14 protein-coding genes and 3 tRNA genes are annotated in these 15,432 nt (G+C 51.9%); 5 read left to right on the forward strand and 12 right to left on the reverse strand.

Features of this window, described 5'->3' with window-relative positions; translation table 11 throughout:
* Positions 1-191 precede the first annotated feature (191 nt).
* From aroG to folD, 12 genes are all read right to left on the reverse strand, one after another.
* Entirely contained in the window at positions 192-1,235 is a 1,044-nt protein-coding gene (gene aroG / locus ACTHSX_RS07670; RefSeq protein ID WP_003683923.1) for a 3-deoxy-7-phosphoheptulonate synthase AroG, read from the reverse strand.
* A 278-nt stretch (positions 1,236-1,513) separates the two neighbouring features.
* The gene (locus ACTHSX_RS07675; protein ID WP_440377294.1) at positions 1,514-2,191 is read right to left on the reverse strand and encodes a TIGR02117 family protein; all 678 of its coding nucleotides are present in this window, start codon (positions 2,189-2,191) and stop codon (positions 1,514-1,516) included.
* A gap of 207 nt (positions 2,192-2,398) precedes the next feature.
* Positions 2,399-3,895 carry a subtype B tannase gene (locus tag ACTHSX_RS07680; RefSeq protein WP_440379661.1) on the reverse strand — a complete coding sequence of 499 codons (1,497 nt, stop codon included), beginning with the start codon at positions 3,893-3,895 and terminating at the stop codon, positions 2,399-2,401.
* Positions 3,896-4,185: 290 nt separating this feature from the next.
* A complete protein-coding gene (locus tag ACTHSX_RS07685) occupies positions 4,186-5,661 on the reverse strand; it encodes a surface lipoprotein assembly modifier (RefSeq protein WP_440377359.1) in 1,476 nt (491 codons plus the stop codon).
* Positions 5,662-5,817: 156 nt separating this feature from the next.
* The gene (locus tag ACTHSX_RS07690) at positions 5,818-6,189 is read right to left on the reverse strand and encodes a hypothetical protein (RefSeq protein WP_049329501.1); all 372 of its coding nucleotides are present in this window, start codon (positions 6,187-6,189) and stop codon (positions 5,818-5,820) included.
* Positions 6,190-6,361: 172 nt separating this feature from the next.
* Positions 6,362-7,057 (reverse strand): M48 family metallopeptidase, encoded by a 696-nt coding sequence (locus tag ACTHSX_RS07695; protein ID WP_440377360.1) that lies wholly within the window; start codon positions 7,055-7,057, stop codon positions 6,362-6,364.
* Positions 7,058-7,122: 65 nt separating this feature from the next.
* Positions 7,123-7,854: a lysophospholipid acyltransferase family protein gene (locus tag ACTHSX_RS07700; RefSeq protein ID WP_440377361.1), complete on the reverse strand. Its 732-nt coding sequence runs from the start codon at positions 7,852-7,854 to the stop codon at positions 7,123-7,125.
* Positions 7,855-7,924: 70 nt separating this feature from the next.
* Positions 7,925-8,503 carry a D-glycero-beta-D-manno-heptose 1,7-bisphosphate 7-phosphatase gene (gene gmhB, locus ACTHSX_RS07705; RefSeq protein WP_440377296.1) on the reverse strand — a complete coding sequence of 193 codons (579 nt, stop codon included), beginning with the start codon at positions 8,501-8,503 and terminating at the stop codon, positions 7,925-7,927.
* Between the two features lie 11 nt (positions 8,504-8,514).
* Positions 8,515-8,967 (reverse strand): DUF7832 domain-containing protein, encoded by a 453-nt coding sequence (locus ACTHSX_RS07710; RefSeq protein ID WP_440377297.1) that lies wholly within the window; start codon positions 8,965-8,967, stop codon positions 8,515-8,517.
* Between the two features lie 93 nt (positions 8,968-9,060).
* On the reverse strand, positions 9,061-10,302 hold the full coding sequence (locus ACTHSX_RS07715) for an aromatic amino acid transporter (protein WP_440377298.1): 1,242 nt from the start codon (positions 10,300-10,302) through the stop codon (positions 9,061-9,063).
* 129 nt (positions 10,303-10,431) lie between these two features.
* The gene (locus ACTHSX_RS07720; RefSeq protein ID WP_440377299.1) at positions 10,432-11,505 is read right to left on the reverse strand and encodes an AI-2E family transporter; all 1,074 of its coding nucleotides are present in this window, start codon (positions 11,503-11,505) and stop codon (positions 10,432-10,434) included.
* 84 nt (positions 11,506-11,589) lie between these two features.
* Positions 11,590-12,441: a bifunctional methylenetetrahydrofolate dehydrogenase/methenyltetrahydrofolate cyclohydrolase FolD gene (folD, locus tag ACTHSX_RS07725; protein ID WP_440377300.1), complete on the reverse strand. Its 852-nt coding sequence runs from the start codon at positions 12,439-12,441 to the stop codon at positions 11,590-11,592.
* 201 nt (positions 12,442-12,642) lie between these two features.
* Here folD and ACTHSX_RS07730 point away from each other — a divergent pair.
* The 5 genes from ACTHSX_RS07730 (at position 12,643) to ACTHSX_RS07750 (ending at position 15,425) form a co-directional block, all read left to right on the forward strand.
* Positions 12,643-12,720: transfer RNA gene (locus tag ACTHSX_RS07730), tRNA-Pro, on the forward strand.
* 27 nt (positions 12,721-12,747) lie between these two features.
* A tRNA-Arg gene (locus tag ACTHSX_RS07735) sits at positions 12,748-12,824 on the forward strand.
* Positions 12,825-12,833: 9 nt separating this feature from the next.
* Positions 12,834-12,909 (forward strand) — tRNA-His (locus ACTHSX_RS07740).
* A 255-nt stretch (positions 12,910-13,164) separates the two neighbouring features.
* Positions 13,165-13,668 carry a D-glycero-beta-D-manno-heptose 1-phosphate adenylyltransferase gene (gene rfaE2, locus ACTHSX_RS07745; RefSeq protein ID WP_440377301.1) on the forward strand — a complete coding sequence of 168 codons (504 nt, stop codon included), beginning with the start codon at positions 13,165-13,167 and terminating at the stop codon, positions 13,666-13,668.
* Positions 13,665-15,425: a bifunctional biotin--[acetyl-CoA-carboxylase] ligase/type III pantothenate kinase gene (locus ACTHSX_RS07750; protein ID WP_440377302.1), complete on the forward strand. Its 1,761-nt coding sequence runs from the start codon at positions 13,665-13,667 to the stop codon at positions 15,423-15,425. The genes rfaE2 and ACTHSX_RS07750 overlap by 4 nt, the downstream gene beginning before the upstream one ends.
* Positions 15,426-15,432 lie beyond the last annotated feature (7 nt).

A 15,432-nucleotide genomic window follows, 5' to 3' on the forward strand; every position in this document is an offset into this window, starting at 1 on the left:
AGAAGGTGCTCATGAGAAATCCCCTAAATGTCTTGGTGGGAATTTAGGGGATTTTGGGGAATTTTGCAAAGGTCTCATATTGTTTTGATGTTAAACCTGACCAAAATTTGCTCGGTATCTTAAGCAAAGAAATCAAAATGACAGACACAAAAAAGACCGGAACATATCCGGTCTTTTTAATGATTTCGCACTTACGCTTGGTAACCTTTCGCTTCGGCAAGCAGGGCCAGCAATTCTTCAGTCGTATCCCAACCGATGCAGGCGTCCGTAATACTTTGACCGTAAACTTCTGGCTTGTCTTGACGGCCTTCAACCAAGTGGCTTTCTACCATCACGCCCATGATGTTTTCTTCACCGGCTTTCAGCTGCGCCGCCACATCGCGCGCCACATCCATTTGTTTGCGGAAGTCTTTACGGCTGTTGGCATGGCTGCAGTCCACCATCAGTTTGCTGCTCACGCCGGCTTTTTGAAGCTGCGCAACCGCGTCTTTAACGTGTTCCGCGCTGTAATTAGGCTCTTTGCCGCCACGCAAAATCGCATGGCAGTCAGGGTTGCCGCTGGTGTGGACAATCGCGGAATGACCGGCTTTGGTTACAGACAAGAAGTGGTGCGGATGATTGGCGGCGCCGATGGCGTCGATGGCGATTTTCAGATTACCATCCGTACCGTTTTTAAAACCGACAGGGCAGGAGAGGCCGCTGGCCAATTCGCGGTGTACCTGGCTTTCAGTCGTACGCGCACCAATCGCACCCCAAGAAATCAGGTCGGCGTAGTATTGCGGCGTAATCATGTCCAAGAATTCAGTCGAAGCAGGCATGCCCATTTCGTTCAAAGTCAGCAACAACTGACGCGCTTGGCGCAGGCCGTAGTTGATGTCAAACGTACCGTCCAAGTGCGGATCGTTAATCAAACCTTTCCAGCCAACGGTTGTACGCGGTTTTTCAAAATACACGCGCATTACAATCAGCAGCTCTTTCTCATATTTTTTGCGCAAGGGCAGCAATTTTTGCGCATATTCTACCGCCGCCTTAGTATCGTGAATCGAGCATGGGCCGATGATGACCAGCAAACGGTTGTCACGGCCGTGAACCAAATCTGAAATTTCATGACGTGTTTTATAAACCAAATTGGCAACCTGAGGCGTAACAGGCAGCTCATACAAATGTGCGATTGGAGGAAGTAACTCTTTGACTTCCTTGATCTTAATATCGTCAGTAGGGTGGTGTTGGGACATGATGAACTCTCTTGTTTATTTTTGATACAGGTTACAGGTTTTAGCAGAATTAAACAAGGCTTGATTTTTTGTTTTAGCAATTTTATTCTAAAATTTCTTTATTTAAATTATTTTATGGAATTTAAAATCAATTTATTTATAAAAATTAATATTTAATGCTATTGAAAATTTCATTTATATAATAAAGGGCTTTGAGCTTTTATCAAAATACAGGCCGTCTGAAAAAGTTCAGACGGCCTGAAGTTTTACATAGACCCAAAAATTGAGAAGCGTGAAGGCTATCGGTATTGTTCCAGCAAGGGCGAAGAAAAAGGAGTCCAATACACGCCTTTCAGGCCGCTTTCCACCAATTTATCATTCAGCCAAGTGTTACAAGTATTGAATAAATGATAGCGCCCTTTGGCTTCGTAAAAAGCATCGTTAGATTGATGATGGATTCCTTTTAGCAAGATGGGTTGCCCATTTTTTTGTTGAAAACCGGCCAAGAGCGATTTTGTTAAATTCCTGTATTGCTCAGGTGTGACCAAAAATTTGACGACGTGGCTATTTTCTCGTGGTTCAAAAGGATAATAAGTAACATGAATCAGCGTACGGTTCAGCCCGCTTAATGCGCCTAAAGCATTGGAGAACGTTAAATCTTTCCACTCAGGCGTGTATAAATAAAAATTGCGTTCCCCCCAGCCTAAACCGATATGCGTTATTTGAGGATCAGTAGTGAGCGTGTCTTTTGGATTGACGACATCCGACCAATCAAAAATATCATTCTTCAGCGGCATGACTACATCAGTATGCACACCATTACTGACTAAAAATAAAGTAATTTCCCCTTTTGGTTGCTCTTCATTAAGCGGCAATGAAGCCATAATCCAAGCAGATAAAAAATACAATAGAGCAAAAATAGGGATAATCAGCGCTATTTTGCCGATTTTCTTGAGGATGTGAAGAAAGAAGTGCATTCGTTTCTTAAAGGCGATTAAGTTTGAAGGTGTATATTTTCTATTAAATTTGTACTTTTTTCATTAGGAATGAGTAGATGGTATCTTGCGACTAATGATAAAAATGATTGTTGAATTTGAATAAAAAAGGCCGTCTGAAATATTCAGACGGCCTTTTTCCAATTAAAACGGGATACCAAATCTCATCTCAATCTATGTTGTGAACGCTTATTTTGCAGCGCTGCTGACCTGTTTCATCCAGGCAAACAGTTCGTCCAAGTCATAATCGCCGCCGTGGCCGACATCCCAAGGCAGGGCGTAGTCGACGGTTTGGCCGTTGTTTTGCAGTTTGGCGGCTAGGACGGCGGAGACTGCCAGTGAGGTGTCGCGGTCGTTGGTGCCGACGCGGATGCGCCAGTTTTGCGGCAGGTTTATGCCCGGTTTGCCGATGTAGTTGAGCGGGTTCATGATTTTGATGGTTTCTTCATCTGCGATTTCGGCGTTGGCGGCGGTGTTGTGTGTCATGGAGAACGCGGTGAAGTGGCGTTTATCGACGGTATTGGTGCCGAAGAGTTGGTTTTCGCCTGCGCTTAAATCTACGCCGTCAAAGGCGGGCGGTGTTTTTTGGCGGCCGGCGGCTTTGGCGTAGGCATCGAAATCGACGGAGACGACTTTGCCGTTGTGGACGGTCAGCCAAGTGCGGTCGCTCAGGTCTTTGCCTGCATCAAGCTGGGTTTGTGCGGATTGGGCGAGCAGGCCGGCAATATGGTTTTTAAAGCTGCCGTTGCCTTGGGCGTCCAGCGTCAGGGGTTTGCCTTCGGGGGATTTCAGGTTCAGGCTGTTGAGATAGGCGGGGTATAGGGGTTTGAGGAGGTCAGACAGTTTTTTCTCGTCATCGGTCAGCGTGCCGGCGACCAGCTCGCGTTTGACATGGTAGTCGAGCATGGAAACGTTCATTTTTTTGTAGTCGTTAACGCCGTTGAACTGCCATTCATAAGCCATGTCGGCATGGTCCAAATCGGTAATCGGGCAGTAGGCGGATACGGCGAAAACTTTGTCGCTGCCGTCTGCCGCACCCAATGCTTTCAGATATTTTTCGTAATCTTTTTGGTCGGCTGTTGCGCCTAAGAGGGCGGACATCGCGCCGCCCGCGCTTGTGCCGTTGGAAATGATTTTTTCGGCATCGCCAGGCATAACTTTGTCGTTGGCTTTCAGGTAACGGACGGCGGCTTTCAAATCGACAATGGCGGCAGGTGCTTTACCGGTGGGTTCTGTCCGGCCGCGTGCTCCAGGGGAGGCGACGACATAGCCTTTGGAGAGGGCAACCAGGGCGGCGTTGGGCGATTTTTGGCCGTCTTCAGGCTCGCCACGTTTGCCTTCCAAAGCAGGTTTACCCGGTTCGGCAGGCATATAGCCGCCGATTTGGTTGGGCAGGAAAATCGGTGCGGTTTCGGCGTTGAAACCGTCTATCTCGCCGCCGTTGTAATAGGCTTCGGGTACATAAATATTGATGATTTCGTAACGGGTATCGACAGGATTGCGGACGTACACCACGCCTTCGTAAGCACGGAATTTGACGGCTTGACCGTTCACTTCGATGCTTTGTTCGGTGTATTTTTGTTTGGAGAAGTCTAGGTCGTAGGTGTCTGCGGTTTTGACGGAAGCGCAGGCGCTCAATCCTAGCGCGACAGAAACGGATAAGAGGGTTTTGTTCAGGGCATTCATCATCATACTTTCTGAAGAGGTGAACGGATATGATAACGAATACTAAGGCCGTCTGAAACACCAAGTCGGGTTTCAGACGGCCTGATTTTTTTGTAACGTTATGCGGTGTTGTACGTTATGTTGGTAAAGTAATATTGGCTTGGATTTTATCTATTTGATAAATATGAATTTAATAAGGCATTATGCCTTAAAAAATCTATTGATTCGGTATCTGTAAAAATTTGAATCTGCCTTGTAAATTAGTATGCAGGACAGGCATTTTTGCTTTATTTACAGATTGGTTCTGCTTGTCAGAACGTTTTGCTCAATTCGACAAACATTTTGGTTTTGCCGTATTCGTAGAACTTGTCGTTGCTCCATGTTTTGTTGTGGGCAATGGTCAGGCGCGGGGTGATGCCTTTGAAATGGAGGGCGCGGTGCCATACGCTCAGGGAGGCGGAAGCTTCTTTGTCGCGGCGGTTTTGTTCGTTGCTGAAGAAGCCGGGGGCTTGGTAACGGCGTTGGGCGGCGCTGAGGCGTAGGACGGTGGAGAGGCCTTTGGGCCATTCTTGTCCCCATGTGGTGCGCAGGGCGTAGCGGTTGAAGCTGTCGCCTTTGTCGTCGCGGTTGCGTTCGCGGTAGAGGTCGATACCGGCCACCCAGTATTGGCGCGCGTTGCGGTAGTACACGATGGAATTGCTGAGCAGTTGGCTGGTGTTGTTGGAATGCTCGCGGCGGCTGTTTTTCAGACGGCCTGCTTCAAATGCGCTGAGGGTTTGCAGCTTGGGTTGCCACCAATAGTTGTAATGGACGCGTGCGCCGTTGGTGTAGGTGTAAGGGTCGTTGCCGTAGAAGCGGCGCTCGTGGAACGGGGTCATGCCGATATCGCTGCGCTGGTCTGCATAGCCGATGCCTGCCGAAAAGCGTGTGGTGAGGTCGTTGTAGTTGGTGTGTTTGGGATAGATTTTGCCGTAATGGTCTGCGCCTGCCGTGGCATAGAAGCCGCGGGGCAGCGACCATTTTTTTTCTGCGCCGATTTGATAGTGGACGGCGGTGGCATCAATGGGTTCGAGGAATGTCCAGCCTCGGAAGCAGTCGTCGTTGGGATAGACAAGGCGCACGGCGCGGCATTGTTCATCGCTTAGGTAGTTGCCCAGACGGCGTTGGCCGGGGGCTTGGTTGATGTTTTGTTCGCGCGTGATGTTTAAACCGGCATTGAATTGCCATGAGTCGCGTTCGCGCAGGGCTTTGCGGTAGGTTTCGATGTGTTCTTGCAAGGCAGGCGGGAGGGATTCGGTTTGCAGTTTGTCGAACTGGTCGGCTGCGGCTTCGTTTTGTTTGTCTTCAAACAAGGCGGTCGCAAGCTGCCAGCGGACGGCGGAGGCATCGGGCTGCTCGGCGATAAAGCGGCGGTAATAGCCGACGGCTTCGGCGGCGCGTCCTTCGGATTGGGCAAGCAAACCTTTGGCATAGCGGGCCATGGCGCGGTCGTGTTCTGGCCATTGTTCATAAATGGGCAAAACGGCTTTGATGCCGGGGATGTTGTGGGCGACGACGGCGGAATACATGGCGCGTGCCAGTAATTCGGTGTTGGCAAGCAGGGTGTTGGCATCGACGTTGGTGATTTTTTCAGACGGCCTGTTTGTCTGCTCGGCGGGAATGTTGTGCGTTTCAGGTTGTTGGGGTTCGGCAGTGTTGACTTGAAGCTCGGGTTTCACATCAGGCGGTACATCGGCGGCGTGAAGGGAAAGGGGAAGGATGGCGAGGAGGAGCAGACGTTTTTTCATGGCAATGTTTGGAATGTTATCGGTATAAGTGGGCAGATTGTACAATGTTTTGAGCCAGAAATTTTGCAAACCGAGTGCCATTTTATCTGATAAAGACGACAAAAGGCCGTCTGAAACCCGATGGGATTTCAGACGGCCTTTGTTTGCGAGTTGGATTTAGTTTTTGTCCAAGTCCAAATCGGCTTTGTATTCGATACGGCCTTGGCCTTTGTCTTCGATGGAAACGTCCAGCTCTTGTTTGCCGCGTTTGAATTTCAGATCGGCATCGTCGTGTTTGATTTCAGACTCAACCACATGGAAACCTTTGCTGCGCGCGTGGGCGATCACTTTTTTGGCCAGGGAAGGAATGGAATTGCGTTGGCCGGAGAGTTCGGCTTCGTATTCAAATTCGCCGTTGCCTTGATGATCGGCTTTGATGGTGTGCGCGCCATCCGGACGGTAGATTTCGGAAGGCAGCGGGGAGGCGAATGCCGTGGCGGAGAAAAGAGCCAAAATGCCGGTGGCCAGTAACGATTTTGCTTTGGTCATCGGTTTTCCTTTCTGAAAAGGGTTTTGAGAACGACATCATCTTATCGGCAGGTATGAGGGGCGGCAAGCGGATAAACTCGATTTTACGCACGGCTACATGATTTGTTTGGAGGGCGTTGATTCTTTGCTTTGGGCTGGTGTTTGCTTGCAGAAAAATGCTGCCGGATAAGACTTAGCCGAGGCGGAACAATTCGCTGCCGTGCGCCTTCAGCCATTGTTCGGCTTGGTCAACATGCGGCGTGAGCGAGTGGGTCAGAGCCCAAAATGCAGGGCTGTGGTTGGGATGGCGCAGGTGGGCGAGTTCGTGCAGGCAGACATAGTCGGCGACATATTCGGGTGCGCCGATGAGCCGCCAGTTGAGGCGGATGCCGGTAGTGTGGCGGCAAACGCCCCAGAAGGTTTTGGCGTTGGAAAGGGAAATGGCGCTCGGAGTCAGGCGGGTGGTTCGGATATGGCCTTCGAGGCGTGGTAGCAGATATTCGTGCGCACGCTCGTGTAGGAAACGGTGCAAATGGATGAGTTGGGCGGCGTTTTCTTTTTCGGGCAACAGGATTTCAGACGGCCTGATTTGGATGTGGTTTGCTGCGTGGACGGACAAGGCCGTCTGAACGCCTTGATACCAAATCCATTCGGGAAGCGTGTCGGTGGGTGTTTGTCGGGCCGGTGTTTTGTTTAGGGTACGGCGCAGGATGGCTTCGTTGTCGTTCAGCCATTGGGTAAAGGTGTGCTGGGTAACAAACGGAGGGATATTGATGCTGACGGTATCGGCGGAAACGGGGCGCAAGATGAGGTTTTTCTTGGCACTGCGTTTGAGCTGGATATGAATGGTGAGGCCGTCTGAAAGGGTGTGGGTATGGAGGCGTGGCATGATGTTGTGGGAAAGATTGGACGGCATGAAAAGGGCGGGTATAGCGGCCCACCCGATGGAATGATTTATTTGGTTTTGGGCGCGAACGGGCCTTGTCCGGTAATCAGGGGCTGTTGGCTTTCGATCCATTGCTCGCATTGGGCCATGAGTTTGGCTTCATTGCCGTTGTTGTGGGCAATGGGTTTGCCGATGATGACGCTGACTGTGCCGGGGTATTTGAGGAAGGAGTTGCGCGGCCAAAATTCGCCGCTGTTGAGCGCGACGGGGACGATGTCCATCTCAAACATTTTTGCCATGCGCGCGCCGCCGAGCTTGTAGCGGCCTTTTTCACCGGGCGGAAGGCGTGTGCCTTCGGGGAAAATGGTAATCCAATAGCCTTCGTTTTTACGCGCAAGGCCTTGTTCTAATAGTTGTTTGTTGGCTTCGCGGCTGTTGCTGCGGTCGATGCCGATGGTTTTAACCAGCTTCAGGCCCCAGCCGAAGAAAGGGATTTTGAACAGTTCGCGTTTGGCAACATACACTTGTGGCGGAAAAATCTCTTGCAGGGCGAGGGTTTCCCAGCCGCTTTGGTGTTTGGCGCAAATGATGGCAGGGTGGTCGGGAATGTTTTCCGCGCCGCTTAAGGTGTAGTTCAAACCGATGATGTGCTTGAGCGACCAGTTGAGGATGCGCACCCAAATTTGCGCCATTTTGTGCGCACCGCCTTGGAAGGGCAGGGCAAGCAGCATAAAGGGGAACAGCAAAATAATGCTGGAGGAAAGGATGAACCAGTAAATCAGGTTGCGGATAATCAGCATATCGGGGAAAAGTCTGTCATTTGAAGGCCGTCTGAACACCGTTGTCGGCAGTTTCAGACGGCCTTGTCGTTTATAGGATGGCTTGCGCGGCTTCTTCGATTTGTGTGCTCTCACGCATGATGTATTGCGAGAAAGCGAGCAGGTTGTCGAAGACTTGGGTGTGTTCGGGCAGGTCTTGTTCGTGTTTAGCCAGCGTTTTTTTGCCTTTGCCGGTCAGGACGAGTGCGGATTTGCCGCCTGCCGCTTCAATGGCTTGCAGGTCGCGCAGGCTGTCGCCGACCAGCCAGGTTTCGGCGGCATTGGCCTTGAAGCGTTCGATGATGTCGATAATCATGCCGGGCTTGGGTTTGCGGCATTCGCAGTTGTCGGCGGCGGTGTGCGGGCAAAACCAAATGCCGTCGATGGTACCGCCTGCTTGAACGGCAAGACGGTGCATTTTTGCGTGCATTTCGGTCAGGTCTTGCACGGTAAAGTATTTGCGGCCGATACCGGATTGGTTGGTGGCCACGGCGATGGTGTAGCCTGCCTGCGTTAAAAAGGCGATGGCATCCATGCTGCCTTCGATGGGAATCCATTCGTCAACGGATTTGACGAAATCGTCGCGGTCTTGATTGATGACGCCGTCGCGGTCGAGGATGATGAGTTTCATGGTGTGGGCTCTTATTTTTCTGCTTTCAAACTGCTTTTCCATTTTTCAAAGGCCGTCTGAAAAACGGGGGTCAGTTTGGCGAAGGTTTCCGGGGTGTTTTTGACGTGGTAGAAGCCGCCGAGTGAGGGTGTGTCGAGGGCGAGGACGTAGTCTTCCATAAATGCGCCGTAGCCGTCTTCTTCGTCGGTGTAGTAGAACTCGGTAAACCGTTGGCCGAGTTCGGTAAAGTCGTCAGCTGTCAATGCGCCGTCCATGTGTTTGAGCAGGAAGTGCCGTCCGCTGATTTTGCCCGAGGTCATGGCGGCGAAGTCGGCTGCGGTTTCGGGGACGGTTTGCCATACGGGGTTGACGAGGCCTGCCTGCGCCGCCCACTGCCAGTACATGCCGATGTGGGTGGCGGCGTTTTCGGGCGGGAGCTGGTCGGGATAGTCTTCGTCGAGATGGAAACGGATATTGTCGTACATGGACGGTGTTCGTTGGGGAAAAGGGGGTATTGTAGCGGAAAATAATGAATTAGGCCGTCTGAAAGAGGGTGTTTCAGACGGCCTTAAGGGAATTTAACCTTTAAATACGGGAACGAGCTCCAGTTGGCTCAATATTTGGGCGGCAATGTTGATGATGCCGAAGAGGAAGACCCAAACCATCAGCCAGAATCCGCCGTAAACTTTGTAGTTTTTGCCGACGCCGAATTTATGGCGCGAGCGGTAGAGCAGCATGGCGGGGATGATGCCTGTCCAAATGGTTGCGGCCAGGCCGACGTAGCCGATGGCGGTAACGAAGCCGGTAGGGAAGAGCAGGCAGGAAATCAAAGGCGGCAGGAAGGTCAGCGCGGCGGTTTTGGTACGGCCGGAGATACTGTCGTTCCATTTGAAGATGTCGGCGATGTAGTCAAACAGGCCGAGCGTTACGCCGAGGAAGGACGTTGCAATCGCCATGTAGGAGAACAGGGTCAACACTTTGTCCATATTACCGGTTTGGGCGAACTTGGACAGCGTTTCGATCAGGACGGAAACTTGGCCTTCGGCGGCGATAACCGGTGCGAACTCGCTGCGCGGCAGGTTGCCTTGGATGGCGATTTGCCAGAGGATGTAAATCACAAGCGCAATCAGCGTTCCTGCCCATAGGGATTTGGCCACTTTGGGCGCGTCGCCTTTAAAGTATTTGAGCAGGCTGGAGACGTTACCGTGGAAACCGAATGACGCAAGGCAGACGGGCAGGGCAGTAGCGGCATACATCCAGTAGCTGGTGCCGGCAGGGGCTTGGGTGTCAAACAAAACAGGCATTTTGGCATCGGCAATCAGGCCGCCGGTTGCCCAAATAAAGGTCAATACCATGCCGCCGATGAGGATGCTGGTGAAGCGGTCAACCAAGCGAGCGGATGCCCAAACGCAAAAGGCGAGGATGCCGAAGAAGACGAGTTGGCCGACGGAGAGCGAAATTTCACCGCCTACCGCGCTGCCGATGCCTTTGGCAGTTAGGTCGCCGCCGACGAAGATGTAGGCGTAGGTGAGCAGGTATAAAACGAAAGCGACGGCAACGCCGTTGATGATGTTCCAAGCCGGGCCGAGCAGGTCTTTAACCATGGTGTCGAAGCTGGCACCGTGCGGATAATGGGTGTTGACTTCCAAAATCATCAGGCCGCTGGAGAGCATGGAAAACCAGGTGTACAGCAACACGACCAGCGAGCCGGCAAACCATACGCCGGACGTGGCGGTCGGGTTGGCAAGCATGCCTGCGCCGATAACCGTACCGGCAATAATCATCGCGCCGCCGAATAGGGATGGGGTTTGGGTTGACATTGTTTATCTTTCTTCTAGAAATGCGTGGCTGCCATTATGCCGTAAAGTGTAAGAAAAGGTAAAGCAAAGGCCGTCTGAAAACCCAATTGTCGTTTTCAGACGGCCTTTGATGTGTATAAACGCAACTGATTAAATCAATTTTCGCAGTTTCAATTCGTTTTTCAAATAGGCGTAATAAACCGGCGCGACGATGATGCCGCCGATGCCGAAAATGCGTTCAAAGACGACCATCGCCACCAGCAATTCCCATGCGCTGGATTCGATTTCCGAGCCGATGATTTTGGCGTTGAGGAAATATTCGAGCTTGTGGATGACAACAAGGAAAACCAACGAGGCGAGTGCGACGTACAGCGATGCGCCGAGGCTCAAAATAATGATGATGGTGTTGGAAATCAGGTTGCCCGCCACCGGAATCAGGCCAACGATAAAGGCGACGATCAGGACGGTCATTTTAAACGGCAGCTCAACACCGAACAGCGGTAAAACCAAGTAAAGGTACAGGCCGGTTAGGAGGGTGTCGATCAGTGAGATTTTGACTTGGGCGAGGAACACGCGTTCAAAGCTGGTTTCAAAATTGACGATGCGGTGCACCAATTCGGCTTTAAACAGCGGCATTTTGCGGCGGTTTTTACGCATTTTCAGGCGGTGGAAGCTGAGCATGGCGCCGATAATGATGCCGATGAGGATGTACACGAAGGACGTGATGCTGTTTTTACTGATGCGGGTCAGTGCGGCGCGGTATTCTTCAATCAGCTTGATTGCCGAGGCTTTGATTTCGGCCATATTGTTGGGCAGCATATTGAGAATGGCCGCAGGCAGGTCTTGGCTGTTTTTGGTGTCTTCCAAAATCGCCGCCAGCTTCGCCAGCATAAAGCCGACATGGCCGCCGTGTATCAGGTGGTAAATACCCAAAGACATCATCGTGATGATGCTGAACACGATGGCCAGCGTCAGCGTGGTGGAAATCAGGTTGATATTGTGCGCGTTGAGCGATTTATGTAGCCGCGTGTTGCGCGGCAAAACACGGCGGCGGAGTTTGAGGATGACGCCGTTGGTGCGCGTAATAAAGATATAGGTCAGGATAACCGACAGCAGCAGCGGCAGAAAATGGTAGTACAAGACAATCAGCAAAGCCAAGCCCATCAGGATATAGGAAGCGTTGCGGAAAGTCGGGTTGTCGGTGTGGGAAGAGAGTAAGGACATGTGAAGCCAATAAGGTAAAAAGCAAAAAAACAGGTCAGGCCGTCTGAAAAACCATGTTCAGACGGCCTAACTTAATGACAGTGATTAATCGTGCAATGAGGCCGCGTGTACCGTGTTTTCCAACAAAGTGGCAATCGTCATCGGGCCGACGCCGCCGGGAACAGGCGTAATCATGGACGCGCGTTCTTTGGCAACATCAAACTCCACGTCGCCGCACAGGCTGCCGTCGTCCAAGCGGTTGATGCCCACATCGATAACGACGGCGCCGGGTTTGACCCATTCGCCTTTAACGAAATTCGGAATGCCTACGCCGACCACCAAAATATCTGCGTTAGCAACTTCATCGGCAAGGTTTTGCGTGGCACTGTGGCAAATGGTTACCGTCGCGCGGGACAGCAGCAATTCCAACGCCTGCGGGCGGCCGACAATATTGGACGCGCCGACGACGACCGCTTTTTTGCCTTTCGGGTCGATGCCGTAGGCTTCCAACAAAGTCATCACGCCTTTGGGCGTGCAAGGGCGCATCAGCGGCATTTTGACGACCAAGCGGCCGACGTTGTAAGGATGGAAGCCGTCCACATCTTTATGCGGCTCGATACGCTCTAAAACCGCTTGGCTGTCGATGTGAGCCGGCAGTGGCAGTTGCACCAAAATACCGTCGACGGCAGGGTCGCCGTTCAATTCGTCCACCAGTTTCAGCAAATCGTCTTGCGTGGTTTCAGACGGCAGCTCATAAGAGCGCGATTCGATGCCGCTTTTTTGGCAGGCCAGTTTTTTATTGCGTACATAAACCGCGCTGGCAGGGTCGTCGCCAACCAATACCACCGTCAAGCAAGGCGTGTGCAAACCTTTTTCCTGACGCGCTTTTACCGCCTGTGCGACCGCCTCGATGCGTTGCTGGGAGATTTTTTTTCCGTCTATAAGTTGTGCAGCCATGATTTTTCCTCATAAATAGGGACAAATATTGTGTTTAAATTATCGCATTTTTCAGACGGCCTGACACAAAAGAGTGGCCCTGATTACGAAACATAAAAATAAATAACGATTAAAAATAATAGGATAACCAAAAAATGAAAAAATAAAGCAAAGTAGGTGTTGACCGAGTTAAAAAGGGTCTGTATAGTTCAGGTCTTCAGTCGGGGCGTAGCGCAGCCCGGTTAGCGCATCTGCTTTGGGAGCAGAGGGTCGTGAGTTCGAATCCCACCGCCCCGACCACAAAATTCTTCGCACGAATCGGCATGAGCGCCCGTAGCTCAACCGGATAGAGCACCGACCTTCTAAGTCGGGGGTTACAGGTTCGATTCCTGTCGGGCGTGCCAATTTTTACGGTGGCTGTAGCTCAGTTGGTAGAGCCCTGGATTGTGATTCCAGTTGTCGTGGGTTCGAGCCCCATCAGCCACCCCAGATGAAAGCCTGCATATTGTATGCAGGCTTTTTTCCGTTTATACCCGAATTTTACTTCAGATTTAATTGGGTTTCAAAAAAGTATTTATCAAACCGTTTCATCATGGTATCGGTAAAAATGGCATTTGCCGTGATATCAATGAATACGCAGTCAAGCCCGAATATTATACCGTTCGGTATCTTTTTATGGCGTTTCGCCGTTATCCTTTATAATACCCCGATTATTTTCTGTTTCATTCCCAAAGGAACCGCATTATGTCCGAATGGCCAGCTCCAGAATTTGAATCCAAAATCTGTCCGCCCGAAAAGCTGGCGGAGCATTTGGCGGCATTGCCCCGTCCGCTGGTGTTTACCAACGGCTGTTTCGATATTCTCCACCGGGGTCATGTAACGTATTTGGCGCAGGCGCGATCGGCCGGTGCGGCTTTGGTGTTGGCGTTGAATACCGATGCTTCGGTGCGCCGTCAGGGCAAAGGGGATGACCGTCCGATTAATCCTTTGGAAAACCGCGCGGCAGTGGCAGCGGCATTGGCCAGCGTGGATTTGGTTACATGGTTTGATGACGACACGCCGGCTGCGCTGATTGAAATGGTCAAACCCGATGTATTGATTAAAGGCGGCGATTGGTCTGTGGATAAGATTGTCGGTGCTGCCGAGACGTTTGCGCGTGGCGGCAAAGTATTTTCGATTCCGTTTTTACACCAGACTTCGACCACCAAAACATTAGCGAAAATCCGCGAAGCCGGAGGAGGCGAATGACGGATTTAAACAGCCGCCATTGGGCCTTGCTTGCCGCGCTTTCAGACGGCCTGCCGCAACACGTTTCTCAGTTGGCGCGTGTGGTCGGGATGAAGCCGCAACAATTAAACGGATTCTGGCAGCAGATGCCGGGTCATATCCGCGGTTTGCTGCGCCAGCATGACGGGCAGTGGCGCTTGGTGCGCCCCTTGGCTGTGTTTGCCGAAGAGTCTCTGCAACAAATGGCCGGGAAACAGGGTTTTCGTGCGCAGTTGAAACACGAATGTTCGTCCAGCAACGATGAAATCATGGCATTGGCGCGCCAGTCGGCAGATTTGGCGCATAAGGCCTTGTGTGTGGCGCATTTCCAAACCAAAGGCCGCGGACGGCAAGGGCGGAGTTGGGTCAACCGACAGGGCGAATGTCTGATGTTCAGCCTGGGCTGGGCATTTGACAAGCCGCAGTATGAGCTGGGTTCGCTGGCGTTGGTGGTGGCATTGGCTTGCCGCCGTGCGTTTGCCGATATCGGTTTGGACGTAAATATCAAGTGGCCGAACGATTTGGTCGTGGCCAACGATAAATTGGCCGGTATTTTGATTGAAACGGCGCGGGTAGAGAATAAAACTGTCGCCGTCATCGGCATCGGCATTAATTTTGTATTGCCGAAAGAAGTTGAAAACGCCACTTCCGTGCAGGCTTTGTTTCAGACGGCCTCTAAGCAGGGCGTAAGCGTCAAAACCTTGTTGAATGCAGTATTGGCGCAACTCGATTCGCTGTTGAACGAATACGCGCAAAACGGATTTGCGTCATGTGTCGGCGAATACGATGCCGCCAATCGTGACACAAACAGACCGGTGTTGTTGCTTCAGGAAGGGCTCGTTGTACACGAAGGCGTAGTTAAAGGCGTGGATGCGCAAGGCGCGTTGCGTTTGCTGACGGACAAGGGCGAGAAAACCATTGTCAGCGGCGAGATCAGTTTGCGTCCGGATAACCGCCCGGCACAACCTGCCGCGGCGAAACCGGAACGCTTTTTGCTGCTGGACGGCGGCAACAGTCAGTTGAAATGGGCGTGGGTGGAGAACGGCACATTTTCCGAAGTCGGCCGCGCGCCGTATCGTGATTTGACCCAGTTGGGCGAAGAATGGCTGCAATTTGCCGATGAAGATGTGAAGATTGTCGGTTGCGCCGTGTGCGGTTCGGTCAAAAAAGCGATGGTGGAAGAACAATTAACCCGTCCGGTCGAATGGTTGTCTTCCATGCCGCAGGCCTTGGGTATCCGCAACCATTACCGCCGCCCTGAAGAACATGGTTCCGACCGTTGGTTTAATGCGCTGGGCAGCCGTCGCTTCACGCAAAACGCCTGCGTCGTCGTCAGCTGCGGTACTGCCGTAACCACCGATGCGCTGACGGAAGACAATCATTATCTCGGCGGTACCATCATGCCCGGTTTCCACTTGATGAAAGAGGCGATGGCGCTCAAGACCGCCAACCTCAACCGCCCCATCGGCAAGGTATATCCGTTCCCAACCACAACGCCGAACGCCATTGCCAGCGGCATGATGGATGCCGTTTGCGGCGCGTTGATGATGATGCATGGCCGTCTGAAAGACAAAACGGGCGAGGGCAAGCCGGTCGATATCATTATCACCGGCGGCGGCGCGACCAGAGTCGTGCAGGCGCTGCCGGAGTCATTCGTTCATGACAATCAAGTGAAAATCGTCGATAATCTCGTGATTCACGGGCTCTTGCATTGGATCGCCCATCGCAACGGACAATAAAAAGGAA

The sequence above is a fragment of the Neisseria sp. P0014.S002 genome (assembly GCF_051958295.1).
GTDB classification, from domain to species: Bacteria; Pseudomonadota; Gammaproteobacteria; order Burkholderiales; family Neisseriaceae; genus Neisseria; species Neisseria flavescens_B.

Coding starts and splice junctions, on each gene's coding strand:
- ACTHSX_RS07695 (WP_440377360.1), bottom strand. CDS start 7,057: ATGCCACGCCTCCATACCCACACCCTTTCAGACGGCCTCACCATTCAT.
- ACTHSX_RS07750 (WP_440377302.1), top strand. CDS start 13,665: ATGACGGATTTAAACAGCCGCCATTGGGCCTTGCTTGCCGCGCTTTCA.
- ACTHSX_RS07720 (WP_440377299.1), bottom strand. CDS start 11,505: ATGTCCTTACTCTCTTCCCACACCGACAACCCGACTTTCCGCAACGCT.
- ACTHSX_RS07680 (WP_440379661.1), bottom strand. CDS start 3,895: ATGAATGCCCTGAACAAAACCCTCTTATCCGTTTCTGTCGCGCTAGGA.
- ACTHSX_RS07700 (WP_440377361.1), bottom strand. CDS start 7,854: ATGCTGATTATCCGCAACCTGATTTACTGGTTCATCCTTTCCTCCAGC.
- ACTHSX_RS07710 (WP_440377297.1), bottom strand. CDS start 8,967: ATGTACGACAATATCCGTTTCCATCTCGACGAAGACTATCCCGACCAG.
- ACTHSX_RS07685 (WP_440377359.1), bottom strand. CDS start 5,661: ATGAAAAAACGTCTGCTCCTCCTCGCCATCCTTCCCCTTTCCCTTCAC.
- ACTHSX_RS07715 (WP_440377298.1), bottom strand. CDS start 10,302: ATGTCAACCCAAACCCCATCCCTATTCGGCGGCGCGATGATTATTGCC.
- folD (WP_440377300.1), bottom strand. CDS start 12,441: ATGGCTGCACAACTTATAGACGGAAAAAAAATCTCCCAGCAACGCATC.
- ACTHSX_RS07690 (WP_049329501.1), bottom strand. CDS start 6,189: ATGACCAAAGCAAAATCGTTACTGGCCACCGGCATTTTGGCTCTTTTC.
- rfaE2 (WP_440377301.1), top strand. CDS start 13,165: ATGTCCGAATGGCCAGCTCCAGAATTTGAATCCAAAATCTGTCCGCCC.
- gmhB (WP_440377296.1), bottom strand. CDS start 8,503: ATGAAACTCATCATCCTCGACCGCGACGGCGTCATCAATCAAGACCGC.
- ACTHSX_RS07675 (WP_440377294.1), bottom strand. CDS start 2,191: ATGCACTTCTTTCTTCACATCCTCAAGAAAATCGGCAAAATAGCGCTG.
- aroG (WP_003683923.1), bottom strand. CDS start 1,235: ATGTCCCAACACCACCCTACTGACGATATTAAGATCAAGGAAGTCAAA.